This window comes from Synechococcus sp. UW69 (genome assembly GCF_900474185.1).
Classification (GTDB): Bacteria; Cyanobacteriota; Cyanobacteriia; order PCC-6307; family Cyanobiaceae; genus Parasynechococcus.
In genome coordinates, this window is sequence record NZ_UCNW01000006.1 from 145940 (window position 1) to 160935 (window position 14996).

The window sequence follows — 14996 nt, forward strand, 5'->3', positions numbered from 1 at the left end:
GAATCAATGACTTTACAGACCTGAGGGACTGAATCTGCCTCCCGATTCAACGCACGCTGGCCAGATGGTTCTGTTCCTGATCGGCGTTGAGCGTCTCCAGCGTCGAGACGAAGTCGTCAATGCCACGGAACTGGCGGTAGACGGATGCGAATCGGATGTACGCCACCTCGCTGATTTGCTTGAGATCTCGAAGCACGAACTCACCGATCTCAACGCTGCTGACTTCCTTGCCGGAGCGCTGCTGAAGCTTTAATTCGAGTTCTTCAACCAGGGATTCCAGGCGTGTTGTATCGAGGCCAGTTTTCTCGCAAGCTCGATTCAAGCCATGCAGCAACTTGCTGCGACTGAAGATTTCCCTGTTGCCGTTGCGTTTGATCACCGTGATCGGCACGGTTTCCACCCGCTCGTAGGTGGTGAAGCGAAATTCACAGTTCAGGCATTCGCGACGTCGTCTCACGCTGCGTCCGCCATCGGCTGCCCTTGATTCAAGAACGCGACTATCTGTGTTTTGGCAGGAGGGGCACTGCATCCCCGAAGGAGTTAATAAGTTGCACCAACTGTAGACAGTGATTTGAGACTTGAGAAGGGCCTGTAGGACATCAGTCTCATTTGCGGATTCGGTCGACGGCTGTCAGTGACTTGAGACTGCTTTGATCTGTTCTGGTGGCCGAGACCATCTTGCGACGACCGGCGTGCCAAGGCATGAAAAAACCCCGCCGGAGCGGGGTTTTGAAGGTTTAAATCACTTACCGATCTTCGGCGGATCGCGGAATGCGATTGCAAAAAAGAGTGTGGCAATCGCGAGGGTAAGGATGAGGACGTAAGCGAAGCTTTCCATCGTGTTGTTCCTGAAGGGCGATCAGTTGAGGGGGGTTCCAGCAGGGGGAACGTAGCCCTCGGGCAGGCGACGGGTGGTTTTGTCACCCAGCTTGGCAAAGAGGCCAAACTCAACCTGATCACCGAGGTCGGGATCAATACCTGCAAACACATCGCGGTAGAGGGTGCGAGCACCGTGCCAGATGTGACCGAAGAAGAACAGCAGCGCGAAGGTGGCGTGGCCGAATGTGAACCAGCCTCGCGGTGAACTGCGGAACGTGCCGTCGGAGTTGTAGGTCTCGCGATCGAAGTCGAACGCTTCGCCCAGTTGTGCTTTGCGTGCAAGACGCTTCACATCAGCAGGGTCAGTGAAGGTCTGACCATCAAGTGCTCCACCGAAGACTTGGGCAGTGACGCCCTGCTGTTCGAAGGAGTACTTGGCTTCGGCTCGTCGGTAGGGGATGTCCGCACGGACATTGCCCTGGGCATCTTGGAGAACAACCGGGAAGTTCTCGAAGAAGTTCGGAAGTCGCCTTACTTCCAGCTCTTCGCCGGTCTTGTCGGTAAAGACGATGTGACCAATCCAGGAGGTTGCTAAGCCATCGCCATTGACCATCGGACCAACCCGGAAAAGGCCGCCCTTAGCAGGGCTGTTGCCGACGTAATCGTAGAAAGCAAGCTTTTCAGGGACTGCCTCAAAAGCTTCTTCACGAGTCGCTCCATCGTCCATGGCGGTTTGGACGCGACGGTTGATCTCTGTCTTGAAGTAGTTCTGATCCCACTGATAACGAGTAGGGCCAAACAGCTCAACAGGGGTGGCTGCTGCTCCGTACCACATCGTTCCAGCAACGATGAATGCGGCGAAGAACACTGCCGCAATGGCACTCGCCAGGACTGTTTCGATGTTGCCCATCCGCAGAGCCTTGTAAAGACGCTCTGGCGGACGTGTGGTGATGTGGAAGATGCCAGCAATGATGCCAACGATTCCAGCCGCAATGTGGTGGGCAACGATTCCACCGGGATTGAAGGGGTTGAATCCTTCAGGACCCCACGACGGTTGCACCGCTTCTAGATGACCGGTCAGTGCATACGGGTCAGAGACCCACATGCCTGGTCCAAAGACACCAGTGAGGTGGAAAGCGCCAAATCCGAAGCAACCAAGACCAGCCAGAAGCAGGTGGATGCCGAAGATCTTCGGCAGGTCAAGAGCAGGTTCACCTGTACGAGGGTCTTGCCAGATCTCGAGATCCCAGTAAGTCCAATGCCAGATGGCAGCCAGCATCAGCAGGCCAGAAAAAATGATGTGAGCGGCAGCGACGCCCTCGAAACTCCAGAAACCGGGATCAACACCCGTTTCGCCGGTGATGCTCCATCCACCCCAGCTACCAGTCACTCCCAGGCGGGACATGAAAGGCATGACGAACATGCCCTGACGCCACATTGGGTTCAGGACAGGATCGGACGGGTCAAAGATGGCCAGCTCATAGAGAGCCATGGAGCCGGCCCAGCCGGCTACGAGGGCTGTATGCATGAGGTGCACAGCCAGAAGGCGGCCCGGGTCATTAATGACGACGGTGTGCACCCGATACCAGGGCAATCCCATGGGTCAGGTTCGGGGGACAAGACTGCTAGTGCAGTCAGACATGGGCGATCGTAAGGGCTTCTGCTCGACGGGCGGGAGAAAAGGGATGTCCTCGCAACGGTCAGTGACATGAAAGTTGAGCAGAAGCTGTTCACAAATCGAAATGCTTGAGCCCATGATGGAGGTTGGTTGCTTGGGGACTCATGCCCGTTATCCGGTTTGTTCGTGAAGGGCGTGATGTGGAGTGTTATCCAGGTGAAAACCTGAGGGAGGTGGCCCGGCGTGAGGGCATCGAGCTCTACGGATTGAAGGGGCAGTTGGGCAACTGCGGTGGTTGTGGCCAGTGCATCACTTGCTTTGTTTCGGTCGTCGACGAGAACTCTGTTGATGCGTTGACAGCTCGAACTGCAGTCGAAGAGAACAAGCTGCGTCGCCGTCCCCAGGAGTGGCGCTTGGCCTGTCAGGCCCTTGTGGAGAAATCCGTCATGGTGCTCACCCGTCCTCAGGTGCGGCTCGCTAATGCGGACTCGAGGTTGGCCGCGGCTCGACAGGCACCACTCCCCGCCGGGCCTACCGCATGGCCTGCGCCACCGGTCAGTGAGCTCGATGACGAGGATCAGGATGCGATCGATGGCGACGGCACGGATGCCAAGGCTGCTACCGCCGGTGACGAGGGCTAAGGGAGACGCTCCCTAGGCCGCTTGTCGGTGATACCTTCGCCTTGATCCCTCCAACGGCCATGGAAACCAACGATCTCGGATTCGTCGCCAGCCTCCTGTTCATTCTGGTTCCGGCGATCTTCCTGATCGTGCTCTACATCGGCACGCAGAACAAAGAGGCCTGAGCTCAGCCCTGTTCCGGTTCACGTACCAGCAGCACAGGCGCTGGTGCGTGAACGCGGATGTAATCGCTGACCGATCCGCCCAGCAGCTTGTCGAGGTCCACCAGCCCTCTGGCAACAAGAGGTCGTCGGTCTTGAGATGCGATGACCACAAGGTCGGCGTTGCACTCAGATGCGGCCATGCAAACGCTGCGACCGATGTCTTTCCCTTCGGTGTGAATGGCTTTCATGTCAACACCGAATCCCCTCGCACGCTGAACAGCAGCGTCGAGCACTTCGTCTGCTTTGGTGCGGCCTCCCCTGGACGGTGCTGACTCCTGGCGAACGACATGAACGCCGGTCAGGGTTCCGCCGGGGATTTCTCGAACCAGTTCGCAGGCTGTGCGCAGGGCGTCGTCCCCGACCCCTGTTCCGTCGACCGTCACCATCACGCGATTGACATGCTTCACGTAGAGGTCGTCACGGACCAGCAGCATTGGGCGCGTTGAGAGTTGGAAGACGTACTGGCTGGTGCTGTTGGCCAGAATGGATTGAAGGCGTCCGAGGCCTCGGGACCCCATCACGATCAGGTCGGCCTGAACTTCATCGGCAACCTTGAGAACGGTCTGCTTGGTGTCGCCCTCCCGAATCAATGTGCTCACGCTCGAGGCGTTGAGCCCCATGCGTGTCACTGCACTGCTCAACAGGTTTTCTGCTTCATCGCGATGGCCATCGGATTGCGATTTGCTCTGCTCAGAGACCACATGCAGGAGATTGATTTTCGCGGACTTCAGGCTTGGAATGTCCTGGAGCATGCGGATCATTTCCTCGACGTGACCCTTGCCCGAGTCGGCAATCAGAAGGTTCCTGAACACAGGGGTATGAAGCAGTCTCTGCGGAAGCCTATGGGGAGGATTCCTACGTAGCGACAAGCTGATGGCACAGCGTTACGCAGACCATGTGGACCTTGACCAAGCGTGTGCTCCCGCAGCACACCGATTACGCCGGTGTGATGTGGCATGGAGCCTATGTGCAGTGGCTGGAGGAAGCCAGAGTTGAGGCCTTGCAGGCTGCTGGTCTGGGTTACGCCGCAATGACCGCGATGGGTGTTGACATGCCAGTGGTGTCTCTACAGCTGGAGTACCGCCATCCCCTCCGGCACGGAGATGAGGTCTGCGTGGAAAGTCGGTGTTCAGCACAAAAGGGTGTGCGTTGGCCATGGGCCTCTTGCTTTATCCGTGGAGACACGGTGGTTGCCGAGGCGAAGGTGCAGCTGGTGATGTTGCGTCAGGGTCGCGTGCTGAGGCGCGTGCCATCTGAGTTGCAGTTGGTGATGCAAAAGCTTGTGAGACACGGCTTGTGAGCCGGGCCCAGGGCGAAGCGCAATTGTGCTAGTACAAAAGTACTTGCGGCGAGCCGGTGCGGGGTTGGTGGTGGCGATGGAGTTGTTGTCCGGGCCTGGGGAATTCACGCATGGCGGATCTGCGCGCGTTCTGCCGCGACCGATCCATTGGGCCAGATCAGCTCTGGGGCTGGCCCACAGAGCGTCTTTGCCAAGCGCTGGGCTGGCCGTCGCACTTTCAGTGCGCCGTCCATCGATACAGATGTGAGCAGGGGGCTGCGCCCGATCTTGAGGTCCCCAACTGTGTTCTTCTGCCCGGTGATCCTGCCTGGCCAAGCTGTTTGGACGAGGCGGACCCCCCTCCGGCTGGACTGTTTGTCCAGGGGGCTCGATCGCTGCTCCGGCATCTGAATGCCCGCGAAGCGATTGCGGTGGTTGGCACGCGTTCTGCCTCTGAGCATGGCCTTGCAATGGCGGAAGAGCTGGGTCGCGCTCTCGCCGAAGCCGGCTGGCCTGTGATTAGTGGGCTTGCGGAAGGGATCGATGCTGCAGCGCACCGCGGCTGTCTGGCCAGGAACGGAGCACCCATCGCTGTCTTAGGGACGCCGTTGGATCGTGTTTATCCGACCCACCATCGATCCCTGCAACAGCAGGTCGGTGAGCAAGGGCTGCTGCTGAGCACAACCCGGTCTGGCTGTCGGGTTCATCCAGGGCACTTCGCGGCTCGGAATCGTTGGCTGGTGACCTTTGCGAAAGCCCTTGTGGTGGTGGAGTGTCCGCAACGAAGCGGAGCCTTGATTTCGGCAGGCTGGGCGAGTCAGATGGATTGCCCTCTATGGGTCGTCCCTGGTGATGCCCGCCGTTGGTCCTGTCGGGGCAGCAATGCACTGCTTCGGGATCGAGCGACAGCTCTGATTCATCCCGAGGATCTCCTGCGGTGTCTGGGTGATGGTCCGTTGAAGTCGGATGATTCGCGCCTCATGAGCCGCAAGCTGTTGGGGGCTATCGGAACCGGGGCTTCTTTGGATCAGCTGGTGCATCGCTTGCAGTGTTCCCCTGCTGAGCTGGCCCCTCAGCTGCTGGCTCTCGAGTGCCAGGGCGAATTGCTGTGTGAGTCTGGACTGCACTGGCGCAAGCGTCGGCCTTGAGAGACTGCAGCACGCTGACTGGCACTGAACTTTTGCAGTGGCGGCGCAGACAACTCGCCCTAGGTGGGACCGCGGCGGATCTCGATTGGTTGATTGATCTGGCAGGTGGTATCCCCTGGGCAAGCTTGCAAAGGCTGCTCCTGGATCCATCACGCACCATTGCCATGGTGCAGTCCCTCGATGTGCTCACTCAACTTTGGCAGCGCCATCTTCAGGAGAACGTTCCCCTGCAGCATTTGGTTGGGCTTTGTCCATGGCGGGACCTTCTGCTCGAGTCGTCCCCCGCTGCGCTGATTCCCCGTCAGGAAACTGAACTGCTGGTGGATCTTGCCCTGAGCCACTTGAAGGCGGCCCCTCCCGGCCGCTGGGCTGACCTCGGCACCGGCTCGGGGGCCATCGCTGTGAGTTTGGCCCTCGCCTGGCCGACGGCATTGGGGCATGCAGTCGATCTCAGTTGCGATGCTCTGCGTTTGGCGGCACGCAATTTCAAGCGTTGTGCCCCGAACCACAACTGCTCGCTTCACCTCGGGTCGTGGTGGATACCACTCAAGAACTGGTGGGGAACCCTGGATCTGGTGATCAGCAACCCTCCCTATATCCCGATTTCAGTGGTTCATGGTCTCGAGACCGTTGTTCGAGACCATGAACCACATTTGGCGCTGAGTGGAGGACAGGATGGGCTTGACGCGATTCGCGCTGTGGTGGACGGAGCGCCGAAGGGTCTGGCGCCTGGGGGTTGGCTTCTGCTCGAGCACCACCATGATCAGAGCGCTCTGGTCATGCAGCTGATGCGTGATGCGGGTTTGGTGGAGGTCAGCGCGGCTGCTGATCTTGAGGGGACGCGTCGCTTCGCTCTTGCCCGAAACCGTGCTGCAGCGTCCTGATGAAGGAACGATTCATACCCCCTCCGATCCTTGAAGCCACCGCATTGGTGCAGCGTCTTCGTGCTGGTGAAGCCGCCATCATCCCCACCGATACCCTGCCCGGGCTCGCGGTGATGCCCGATCAAGCGCAGACCCTCTGGCACTTGAAACGTCGACCTGCTGATAAACCCCTGATCCTCATGGGGGCAACGGTTGATGATTTGCTCCAGGAGGTGGATGTCTCGTGTCATCGGGAGGTTGAAGCGTTGGCTGAGCACTATTGGCCTGGAGCACTCACGCTGGTACTACCTGCCTGTGATGGTGGTGCTGCTTGTCATCTCAACCCAGGGGGCAGAACCCTCGGCTGCCGCATCCCTGCCTGCGAGCAGACCCGTGAGTTGCTTCAGATCAGCGGGCCGTTGGCCACCACCAGTGCCAACCGCTCTGGAGAACCGGCGAGCATGACTTCAGCAGATGCGTCGCGGTATTTCCCTGATGTCGCTCAACTGGGGCCTCAGCCGTGGTCCCAACCCTCAGGTCAGGCCAGCACGGTGTTGGTCTGGGTTGAGGTCGGACGCTGGCGCTTGGCGCGACGGGGTGCTGTGATTCCTGCAGGGCTTGAGGTGTTCGAGTGATCCCACTGGTCGGGCTCTGCCTGCTGGTGATGACATTGCTTCATTGGGTGTTGGAGCCCCTTGAAGCTCTCTTCACCTGGACGCTTCAACTGAATCTTCTTCCCTGGCTGCTGGGATTGATCCTCATCTGGATCTTTGCGGGTGAAACGGATCGCAGGCCATTTCCCTGATCCAGATCAAGCCGGCTAACGGATTTGAACCGATGGCCTTCGCTTTACAAAAGCGCTGCTCTACCACTGAGCTAAGCCGGCATGGGGGGAATCGTACCTTCGCGTCGTTGGCGATCCAATGCAGGGTCTCCATTCCTGATCAGCCAAAGCACCAGCTCGAGTCGGTTTCGACAACCGCTCTTGGAGAGTGCCCGGCTGATGTGGCACTCAACAGTGCGGTGACTAATCACCAATCGGTGGGCGATGGCTCGGTTCTCGAGGCCTTCAAGCAACAAGAGCACCACCCGCTTTTCAGCAGGAGTGAGGTGATTTAAAGGGCTAAGAGTCAAGCTTGAACAGGTCGCTGCTCAGAGGGTTCCACCCTTGGATGGTTGGGTGATCGGGCGACGGATGGGAAGGTTGGCCACTAGGGCAGTGACGCGGTCTTCCGTCTCCAGGCTCACATCTCCTTCCTCAAGGTCGATCTCCACATAGCGGGCAACCACTTCGAGGATCTCGCGCCGCATCTGCTCAAGCAGCTCCGGATTGAGGTCACTGCGGTCGTGGGCGAGCACCAGCTGGAGACGCTCCCTTGCTGTTTCAGCACTGGCGGGCTGACGGCCCAGGAGTTTGTCGATGAATTCTTTGAGTGTCATCGCCTCAGAAAATCCGGGTTTGCATCAGCTTGCGCATCCTGGCGCGTAGGCCGCGGCGGGCCTGGGATGGATCCATCAGGGGAATGTCTTCGCCCTGAAGCCGTTGGGCGATGTTGCCGTAAGCCTGTGCCGCGGGTGATGCCGAGTCGGTCAGCGTCAAGGGTTCCCCGCGGTTGGTGCTCACAATCACCTGCTCATCTTCAAAAACAAGACCCAGGAGAGGCAGCGCCAGGATGTCGGTGACGTCATCCACCGAGAGCATTTCCTGGTTCGACATCATTTTCGGGCGGACTCTGTTGAGCACAAGCTGCACTGGCTGCACCCCCTGGGTATTCAGCAGTCCGATCACGCGATCAGCGTCCCGAACGGCTGCTACTTCCGGCGTTGTGATCACGACAGCTTCGCGGGCTGCGGCAGCCGCATTCTTGAATCCGTCTTCAATCCCCGCCGGACAGTCGATCAGCACGTAGTCGAACTGGCGCTCCAGCAGCGAAACGATGGCCTGCATGTCCTTGGGGGTCAGCCACTCCAGCATCCGGGGGTTTCCCGCAGGCAGCAGAGCCAGATTGGGCTCCTGCTTGTGTTTCACAAGGGCTTGCTCAAGCCGGCAGGTCTCTGCCAGCACCTCTTGAGCGGTATAAACGATGCGGTTTTCCAGACCCAGGAGCAGATCGAGGTTTCTCAGTCCGAAGTCCGCGTCAAGAACCACGGTTTTGGCTCCTTGGCGAGCAAGAGCGATGCCGAGGTTCGCTGTGGTCGTTGTTTTTCCGACACCGCCCTTGCCAGAACAGATCAGGATGGTTCGGGTCGTCGACACCAGGGTTCTGCTTTGGTGCGGCCAGAATAATCTGGCTTCACGCTCTGACAACGGTGTCAGCGTTTTTGAAAGCTTTGGATGACGGCAGGTTCAATGGCGATCACGCCATCCTTGAGTTCCGCTTGTTCGGCTAAACCAGCCTGCGGCAGATCCTCGGGGCCTCGCGCTACCACGTCGGCAATCCGAAGTTGCAGTGGTCGCAGCTGCAGGGCAACGATTTTCGCGGTCGTCGACCCCTCGCATCCAGCGTGGGCTACACCTCGCAGGCGCCCCCAAATCAGAACATCAGCAGCTGAGCTGATCCGTGCTCCGGGATTCACATCGCCGCAGAGGAGGATGCTCCGGTCACTCTGGAGATGATCGCCGGAGCGGAGTGTGCCCTGGTGGAACAACAGCTCTGTAGGGCCCGCTGGGATCGAATTCGTCTGGGCTTTACGTTTAAAAGATGCGTGCTCAGGGCTTGCGTCCAGGCCAAGCGCTGAGGCACTTACGACGGTTTCCAGCGCTCGGCTTGTGATCCTTCCGAGTTGATGGCCTGCATCGGCAACCAAGGCACATAGGTCCGTTAGATCGGTGCAGCTCAGGATCCAGTCTTCGCAATCGAGATCAACGATCGTTTCGGAGCAACTGTTCAAGAGATCAGGCAATCGATCCCTCCAGTGATCAAGGCGCTGGTCGGGAAGCTTCAGTGTCATGGCTGCTTCACCTTTGCTGATCGGGGCCATTCAACGTCCATTTCTTCCCTGAGCTCGGAACTGATGTCACGGGGGTGAATCAACCAGGACGTCGCCGCAGGTGTGGCCAAACTGGCAACAAGTGGCGATGCCTGTTCCAGAGCCTGGAGCTGACGTCCATCCCACAGGCGCAAGCCGCCTCTGTAGGGGTGGTACCCACGGAGTTGTTGATGACGCAATCCGCAGCACAGTTCCGGGTCATGGCCATGACGATCGGCCAAACGCCTGGCTGTCGCGAGCAGTTGCAGTTGATTAGCCCGGGGGAGATGTTCGACGGCCGTAGCTTTGAGTAGGCGTCGATCTAAAAAACGACCGCTGAGTTCAGCGAGGGGCGCTGGGGCTTCAGATTGCCATCGCTGCAGGTGGTAGCCGGTGCGTTGGTCGTCGTTGGCGAGGAAGTCCTCAAGGCTGATCATGTTCGGTTGCCAGAGCCAGCTGGCCATCACTTCATCAGCCCACACCTGCTCAGGACCAAGCTGTCGTGCCGTCAGGATCAGTTTTTCCAGCAGCCAATTGCACACCACATTCAGCCGGTGGTTGTAGACGCTCCTGTACATCAGATTCCTCACCACCAAGTAGTGCTCAACAGCCATCAGACCTTTGGGGTGAATGGCCATCTCACCATCAGGGGCAAGGGTCAGTGCTCCGAGAATTCGGTCGAGATCCAGCTGCCCGTAGCGGGTTCCAGTGCTGTAGCTGTCGCGCAGGAGATAGTCCAGACGGTCGCAATCCAGTTGGCTGCTGACCAGGTGTTTGACCAATGGGTGTGGGCTGAGGCCATGCTCAAGAAGATCTGCCACCGCATCTGCTGTACCGGATTGATGGCTCTCCAGACATTGACGGATTTTTGGGTGATGCCGGATCACCCGTGCTGACCATTGCTCGTGGCGCAGGCCGAACATTTCCTCGCCGGTATGGCTCAAGGGGCCATGGCCGATGTCATGGAGCAATGCAGCGCCATAGAGCAACCCGCGGTGCTGCTCCAGATCCGGCGCCAACGGCAGCATTCGCTCAAACGCACGTCGCGCCAGATGAAAGACGCCCAGCGAGTGGGTGAAACGACTGGATTCGGCGCTGTGGAAGGTGAGGTACGCCGGTCCCAGCTGCCGAATACGACGCAGGCGCTGAAAAGGCGTCGTATCCACAAGGTCCATCACCATCCCTTCTGCTGGGGCTTGTCGGTCAAGACCGATGCCCCGATGCAGAGGGTCGTGATAGGTGCGCTGGTTCATGCCTCGATGTCGTCTGCGGATTGTTCAAGCAGTGCTTCCATCCATTGCTGCGCTTCGGAGAGCCAGCGGTCGCCATCACCGCCGGGATTCAGTGGCTCCGGATCGGACAGCGCACGATCGGGTGCGATCCCCTGTCCCTGAATATCCCGTCCGCTGGGTGTTACATACCCCGCGACAGTCACCGCAAGTCCGCTGCCGTCACTCAGGTTGGTCAGCGTTTGAATCAGACCTTTCCCAAACGTTTGGCCTCCGAGCAAGGTGGCTCTTTCATTGTCCTGAAGTGCTCCTGCCAGGATTTCACTGGCGCTGGCTGTCCCTCCATTCACGAGGGTGACCATTGGTCCGTCGAAGACCGTCTGGAGACTCGCCTGGATGGTGTCATTAATTCCGTCGCGGTTGCGGGTTTCGACGATGGCGCCACCGGAAAGAAACTCGTCTGCGACTGCTAATCCAGCACTCACCAAGCCACCTGAGTTGTTGCGTAGATCGAGAACCAATCCTTCGATGTCCTTGTTCTGAAGTTCTGCGAGGGCTTCCTTGACCTGTTCAGGTACGCCTTCGCTGAATTGGGTGATTCGCAGGTACCCGAGGGTGTGGCTGCCGTTGCGCAAGCGCCGTGTTCGCACCGGCCTGAGATCAACGCTGCGGCGCTCAAGGGTCAGTTCGTTCGATTCGCCATTGCTGTTTGCCAGAGTCAGAACCACCTGCGAGCCCACGTCTCCCCGCAACGCTGCCACCGTTCCCTCGAGACCTAAATCCACCACCGCTTTGCCATCAACGGACAGCAGCTGGGTTCCACTGGTGATGTCTGCCTCTCCAGCTGGCGAGCCTTCCAGTGCTGAAATCACCACAACGCCATTGCCGCCTTCGTCCGGTCCCAGTTGCAATCCCACACCGCTGAGATTTCCGCTGGTGCTGTTTTTCAGAGCTGCGTAGTCCTCCGGACGGAGCAGCCGGGTGTAAGGGTCTCCCAGCTGAGCGAGCATGGTTTCGATGGCCGCGTAGGCATCGTCACTACTCTCGATGCTGCGTTCCATGGCCTTCTGGCGTTGACGTCGCCAGCGGACCTCATCGAGTTGCTCGGGGTTCCAAAAGCCCTGGTTCACGAGGCGCCAGCTGTCCACCACAAGCTGTTGTGTATCGCTGAGTGCAACGGCTGTGCACACGTTCCCCAGCACCAAAAAGCAGCAAAGAGCAGCTGTGATCAGTTGGCGCAGTGCTCGAAACCCACTGCGCCGCAACCAGTCTGAAAGATCGTTAACAGTTGGATACATCGCGGGGGGTTCGCCTCGATGGCAGAAGCGTGCTCAGTAGACTTTCGCAACTCGAGCCCGCTTGTGCATGGCGAACTCATCACCGGTTTACGACTGGTTCCAGGAACGTCTGGAAATCCAGGACATTGCAGACGACATCGGCTCCAAGTACGTGCCTCCCCACGTCAACATCTTTTATTGCTTGGGTGGCATCACGTTGGTGTGCTTCCTGATCCAGTTCGCGACCGGGTTCGCGATGACCTTCTATTACAAGCCCACCGTCGCGGAGGCTTACAAGTCGGTCGAGTACCTGATGACCGATGTCAGCTTCGGCTGGTTGATCCGCTCCGTGCACCGCTGGAGCGCCTCAATGATGGTGCTGATGCTGATCCTCCACGTGTTCCGCGTCTATCTCACCGGTGGCTTTAAACGCCCCCGTGAGCTCACCTGGGTCACTGGCGTCACCATGGCTGTCATCACGGTGTCCTTCGGCGTGACCGGATACTCCCTCCCTTGGGATCAGGTCGGTTATTGGGCTGTGAAAATCGTCTCCGGAGTTCCCGCAGCCATTCCAGTGGTTGGCGACTTCATGGTTGAACTGCTTCGCGGTGGTGAGAGCGTTGGTCAGGCCACCCTTACGCGCTTTTACAGCCTGCACACTTTCGTGATGCCTTGGCTGCTGGCTGTGTTCATGCTCATGCACTTCCTGATGATTCGGAAGCAGGGCATTTCCGGTCCCTTGTGATCTGCGTTCCTACTGTTCCCTCAACACCTGGACTAACCGATGCACATTCTCAAGAAGCCTGATCTCTCCGATCCCAAGATGCGGGCCAAGCTCGCTAAGGGTATGGGTCACAACTATTACGGCGAGCCCGCCTGGCCCAACGATCTGCTCTACATCTTTCCGGTGGTGATCCTCGGCACCATCGCTTGTGTGGTGGGTCTGGCTGTTCTGGATCCCGCGATGCTCGCCGACAAGGCTGATCCCTTCGCGACACCCCTGGAAATTCTTCCCGAGTGGTACCTCTATCCGGTCTTCCAAATCCTGCGGGTTGTTCCGAACAAACTTCTGGGCATTGCACTCCAGACTCTGGTTCCCCTTGGTCTGATGCTTGTTCCTTTCATTGAGAGCTTCAACAAGTTCCAGAATCCGTTCCGTCGTCCCGTTGCAATGACTGTGTTCCTGTTCGGAACCGTTACCACGATCTACCTGGGTATCGGCGCTGCACTCCCTATCGACAAGTCCCTCACCCTCGGACTTTTCTGATCAATCGCAAGATTTCAGATCTCTTACCCCGACTCATGGAGTCGGGGTTTTTTTGTGCTGATGGATTGGAGCTTGGTTAGTGACCCATGGATTCGTCCAGATTCAGCATCAGGACGTCGTCTGGGTTGACGTGGAGGAAATGGTGCATCAGCAGAAAACCAACGATGGTCCAGGTCTGATAGGTACGTGACTGCTGTCCAACCCATGTCCCTGTCGGTCCGTCGAAGTATTCGGCCCACTGCTGACGGGGCAGTTGGTTGAGATGGCTCCAATAGCACTCGTCCAACAGGGTTTTCATTTGCCCCATCAGCAACACGTCGGCTTGGGGGTTCAGGCGTTCATGGAGAAGGATGGACGCTCCGAAAAACCAGAGCAGGCTCGGCCAGTGGCCGCCGTTGTGATAACTCCATGGCCAGTTTTTGGGATCGGACCCTGTCTTGTTCTCCCACTCCACCCCTTCCATGGGTGGATGACAGATGCGCATCGGCATCTGGGCCATGAGGTGATCCCGGTTGTGCAGAACCAATCGGAACATGGCCCGTTGCTGCGGCGCGGTCAGCAGCCCGAACAGGGATGCCAGTGAGTTTCCCAGGGAATAGAAGCGGAAATCCGGTCGTCCGGTTCGCATGTTCCCGATCATGTAACCGCCTCGGTTTTCGAGCCAGTCCTGCAACCAGTCCGGGATGACCTGCGGTTGAACGTTGAACTCGTTCTGATGCTGGTTGTCTCCGTACTGCTCCGTCGGACGTCGTCGAAGCACTTGCATGGTTTTACTGGTGACCCAGTAGTGCTTCAGCAGGAACTGCCGCAAGTCATGGGTCCATTGCCGGCTTAAGCGCAGCCGTTCTCCTAAAAGAACACTGTTCTCCTGGCGTTGGCACAGCTCCATCAGTCCCACGCAGCTGCGGAGTGCAGCAAAGAGCAACACTTCCACCTCCAATGGAGCACCCCATACGTCCATGGGGCGGTCAATCATGAAGGCGCAGTCCGGAACGAACAGCACCGGTGTTCCCTCGAAACTTGGGTGAAGAACGAGATCGAGCAGCAGTTGCAAACCACGCTGCACCTCAGGACTTCGACCGAAATCCGTGTCTCCACTTCGCTTGACGTAGATCCAGCAAAGAATCGGCCACCACAGGCTTGCATCCACTGAGGTGATGCGACCGATTGAGCGTTGGCCGTAGTCCGCAACGAGTTCCCCTTCCTCTTCAACGAAACTGGTGGGAAAGACACCGCGCGTTTGAACACTGGTGCTTTGCAGGTGAAGGCTGACGCTTAGAAACTGCTTCACGATGGCGAAGCGGCCTTCCAGCATCAGATAGATCATCACGGGAACGTTGTCCCGTAGGAAGATTTCTCCGTAGTTGAGAGCTTCGTCAGAGCGACGATGCTCCATCGCCGCAACGCTGCCGGCGAGTTCTCCTTGTACGCCGATCAGCGTGGCTTCGAAGTGTTCACGTGCTTTTTGCAGCACCTGGTCTTCGTTCGAATTGGGGCGGAAACGCTGGCTCTGTTCGGTGAAGCGCGTTGGCATCGCGGTGACCTCCATCTGAAACGTAGTTCTTGCAATGGGTTTCGCCAGTGGAAGCAACTCTTCAGATCTGAATACGACGTGCCTGTTGCGCGAGTGTGAGCTGTGGTGTTATGGTTTTGTCTTGCGCGGGAGCCGAGAGGCGAGCGCG

20 protein-coding genes and 1 tRNA gene are annotated in these 14996 nt (G+C 58.4%); 9 read left to right on the forward strand and 12 right to left on the reverse strand.

Annotation, left to right across the window (positions count from 1 at the left end; genetic code table 11):
- Nucleotides 1–46: 46 nt before the first annotated feature.
- From nrdR to psbB, 3 genes are all read right to left on the reverse strand, one after another.
- Nucleotides 47–529, reverse strand: coding sequence for a transcriptional regulator NrdR (nrdR, locus tag DXY29_RS03515; RefSeq protein ID WP_115022969.1), 483 nt, complete (start codon nt 527–529; stop codon nt 47–49).
- A 213-nt stretch (nt 530–742) separates the two neighbouring features.
- Nucleotides 743–838 (reverse strand): photosystem II reaction center protein T, encoded by a 96-nt coding sequence (locus DXY29_RS03520; RefSeq protein WP_011128841.1) that lies wholly within the window; start codon nt 836–838, stop codon nt 743–745.
- 21 nt (nt 839–859) lie between these two features.
- Entirely contained in the window at nt 860–2419 is a 1560-nt protein-coding gene (gene psbB, locus DXY29_RS03525) for a photosystem II chlorophyll-binding protein CP47 (protein ID WP_115022971.1), read from the reverse strand.
- A gap of 182 nt (nt 2420–2601) precedes the next feature.
- Between psbB and DXY29_RS03530 the strand changes: the two genes are divergently transcribed.
- A complete protein-coding gene (locus DXY29_RS03530) occupies nt 2602–3078 on the forward strand; it encodes a 2Fe-2S iron-sulfur cluster-binding protein (protein ID WP_115022974.1) in 477 nt (158 codons plus the stop codon).
- 59 nt (nt 3079–3137) lie between these two features.
- Nucleotides 3138–3242 carry a photosystem II reaction center protein PsbM gene (gene psbM, locus DXY29_RS03535; RefSeq protein ID WP_115022976.1) on the forward strand — a complete coding sequence of 35 codons (105 nt, stop codon included), beginning with the start codon at nt 3138–3140 and terminating at the stop codon, nt 3240–3242.
- A gap of 2 nt (nt 3243–3244) precedes the next feature.
- On the opposite strand, the gene DXY29_RS03540 is transcribed toward psbM, so the two are convergent.
- On the reverse strand, nt 3245–4093 hold the full coding sequence (locus DXY29_RS03540) for a universal stress protein (protein WP_115022978.1): 849 nt from the start codon (nt 4091–4093) through the stop codon (nt 3245–3247).
- A gap of 83 nt (nt 4094–4176) precedes the next feature.
- Between DXY29_RS03540 and DXY29_RS03545 the strand changes: the two genes are divergently transcribed.
- The 5 genes from DXY29_RS03545 to DXY29_RS13315 all read left to right on the forward strand — a co-directional run bounded on the left by DXY29_RS03545 (nt 4177) and on the right by DXY29_RS13315 (nt 7376).
- Complete coding sequence (locus DXY29_RS03545) at nt 4177–4581, forward strand: acyl-CoA thioesterase (RefSeq protein ID WP_115022981.1); 405 nt, start codon at nt 4177–4179, stop codon at nt 4579–4581.
- 110 nt (nt 4582–4691) lie between these two features.
- Nucleotides 4692–5708, forward strand: coding sequence for a DNA-processing protein DprA (locus DXY29_RS03550; protein WP_115022984.1), 1017 nt, complete (start codon nt 4692–4694; stop codon nt 5706–5708).
- Nucleotides 5687–6592 carry a peptide chain release factor N(5)-glutamine methyltransferase gene (gene prmC, locus DXY29_RS03555; RefSeq protein WP_115022986.1) on the forward strand — a complete coding sequence of 302 codons (906 nt, stop codon included), beginning with the start codon at nt 5687–5689 and terminating at the stop codon, nt 6590–6592. The genes DXY29_RS03550 and prmC overlap by 22 nt, the downstream gene beginning before the upstream one ends.
- The gene (locus DXY29_RS03560) at nt 6592–7206 is read left to right on the forward strand and encodes an L-threonylcarbamoyladenylate synthase (RefSeq protein ID WP_115022988.1); all 615 of its coding nucleotides are present in this window, start codon (nt 6592–6594) and stop codon (nt 7204–7206) included. Before prmC ends, DXY29_RS03560 begins: the two co-directional genes overlap by 1 nt.
- Entirely contained in the window at nt 7203–7376 is a 174-nt protein-coding gene (locus DXY29_RS13315) for a hypothetical protein (RefSeq protein ID WP_170951120.1), read from the forward strand. The genes DXY29_RS03560 and DXY29_RS13315 overlap by 4 nt, the downstream gene beginning before the upstream one ends.
- Nucleotides 7377–7385: 9 nt before the next feature.
- Here DXY29_RS13315 and DXY29_RS03565 read toward each other — a convergent pair.
- The 7 genes from DXY29_RS03565 to ctpZ form a co-directional block, all read right to left on the reverse strand.
- Nucleotides 7386–7457, reverse strand: a tRNA-Thr gene (locus tag DXY29_RS03565).
- Nucleotides 7448–7705, reverse strand: coding sequence for a response regulator transcription factor (locus DXY29_RS03570; RefSeq protein ID WP_115022990.1), 258 nt, complete (start codon nt 7703–7705; stop codon nt 7448–7450). The genes DXY29_RS03565 and DXY29_RS03570 overlap by 10 nt, the downstream gene beginning before the upstream one ends.
- An 18-nt stretch (nt 7706–7723) precedes the next feature.
- Nucleotides 7724–8011, reverse strand: coding sequence for a cell division topological specificity factor MinE (gene minE / locus DXY29_RS03575; RefSeq protein ID WP_115022992.1), 288 nt, complete (start codon nt 8009–8011; stop codon nt 7724–7726).
- A gap of 4 nt (nt 8012–8015) precedes the next feature.
- Nucleotides 8016–8828, reverse strand: coding sequence for a septum site-determining protein MinD (gene minD / locus DXY29_RS03580; RefSeq protein WP_115023019.1), 813 nt, complete (start codon nt 8826–8828; stop codon nt 8016–8018).
- Between the two features lie 56 nt (nt 8829–8884).
- Complete coding sequence (gene minC / locus DXY29_RS03585) at nt 8885–9523, reverse strand: septum site-determining protein MinC (RefSeq protein WP_115023020.1); 639 nt, start codon at nt 9521–9523, stop codon at nt 8885–8887.
- Nucleotides 9520–10794, reverse strand: coding sequence for an HD domain-containing protein (locus tag DXY29_RS03590; RefSeq protein ID WP_115022994.1), 1275 nt, complete (start codon nt 10792–10794; stop codon nt 9520–9522). Before DXY29_RS03590 ends, minC begins: the two co-directional genes overlap by 4 nt.
- Nucleotides 10791–12068 carry a carboxyl-terminal processing protease CtpZ gene (gene ctpZ, locus DXY29_RS03595; protein ID WP_115022996.1) on the reverse strand — a complete coding sequence of 426 codons (1278 nt, stop codon included), beginning with the start codon at nt 12066–12068 and terminating at the stop codon, nt 10791–10793. Before ctpZ ends, DXY29_RS03590 begins: the two co-directional genes overlap by 4 nt.
- A gap of 67 nt (nt 12069–12135) precedes the next feature.
- Here ctpZ and petB point away from each other — a divergent pair, with 67 nt between their 5' ends.
- Nucleotides 12136–12792 carry a cytochrome b6 gene (gene petB / locus DXY29_RS03600; RefSeq protein WP_011363493.1) on the forward strand — a complete coding sequence of 219 codons (657 nt, stop codon included), beginning with the start codon at nt 12136–12138 and terminating at the stop codon, nt 12790–12792.
- A gap of 39 nt (nt 12793–12831) precedes the next feature.
- Nucleotides 12832–13314 carry a cytochrome b6-f complex subunit IV gene (gene petD, locus DXY29_RS03605; protein WP_115022998.1) on the forward strand — a complete coding sequence of 161 codons (483 nt, stop codon included), beginning with the start codon at nt 12832–12834 and terminating at the stop codon, nt 13312–13314.
- Nucleotides 13315–13390: 76 nt separating this feature from the next.
- Here the strand turns inward: petD and DXY29_RS03610 are convergent, their stop codons facing one another.
- Nucleotides 13391–14848, reverse strand: a complete 1458-nt coding sequence (locus DXY29_RS03610) for a glycoside hydrolase 100 family protein (RefSeq protein WP_115023022.1) — start codon at nt 14846–14848, stop codon at nt 13391–13393.
- Nucleotides 14849–14996 lie beyond the last annotated feature (148 nt).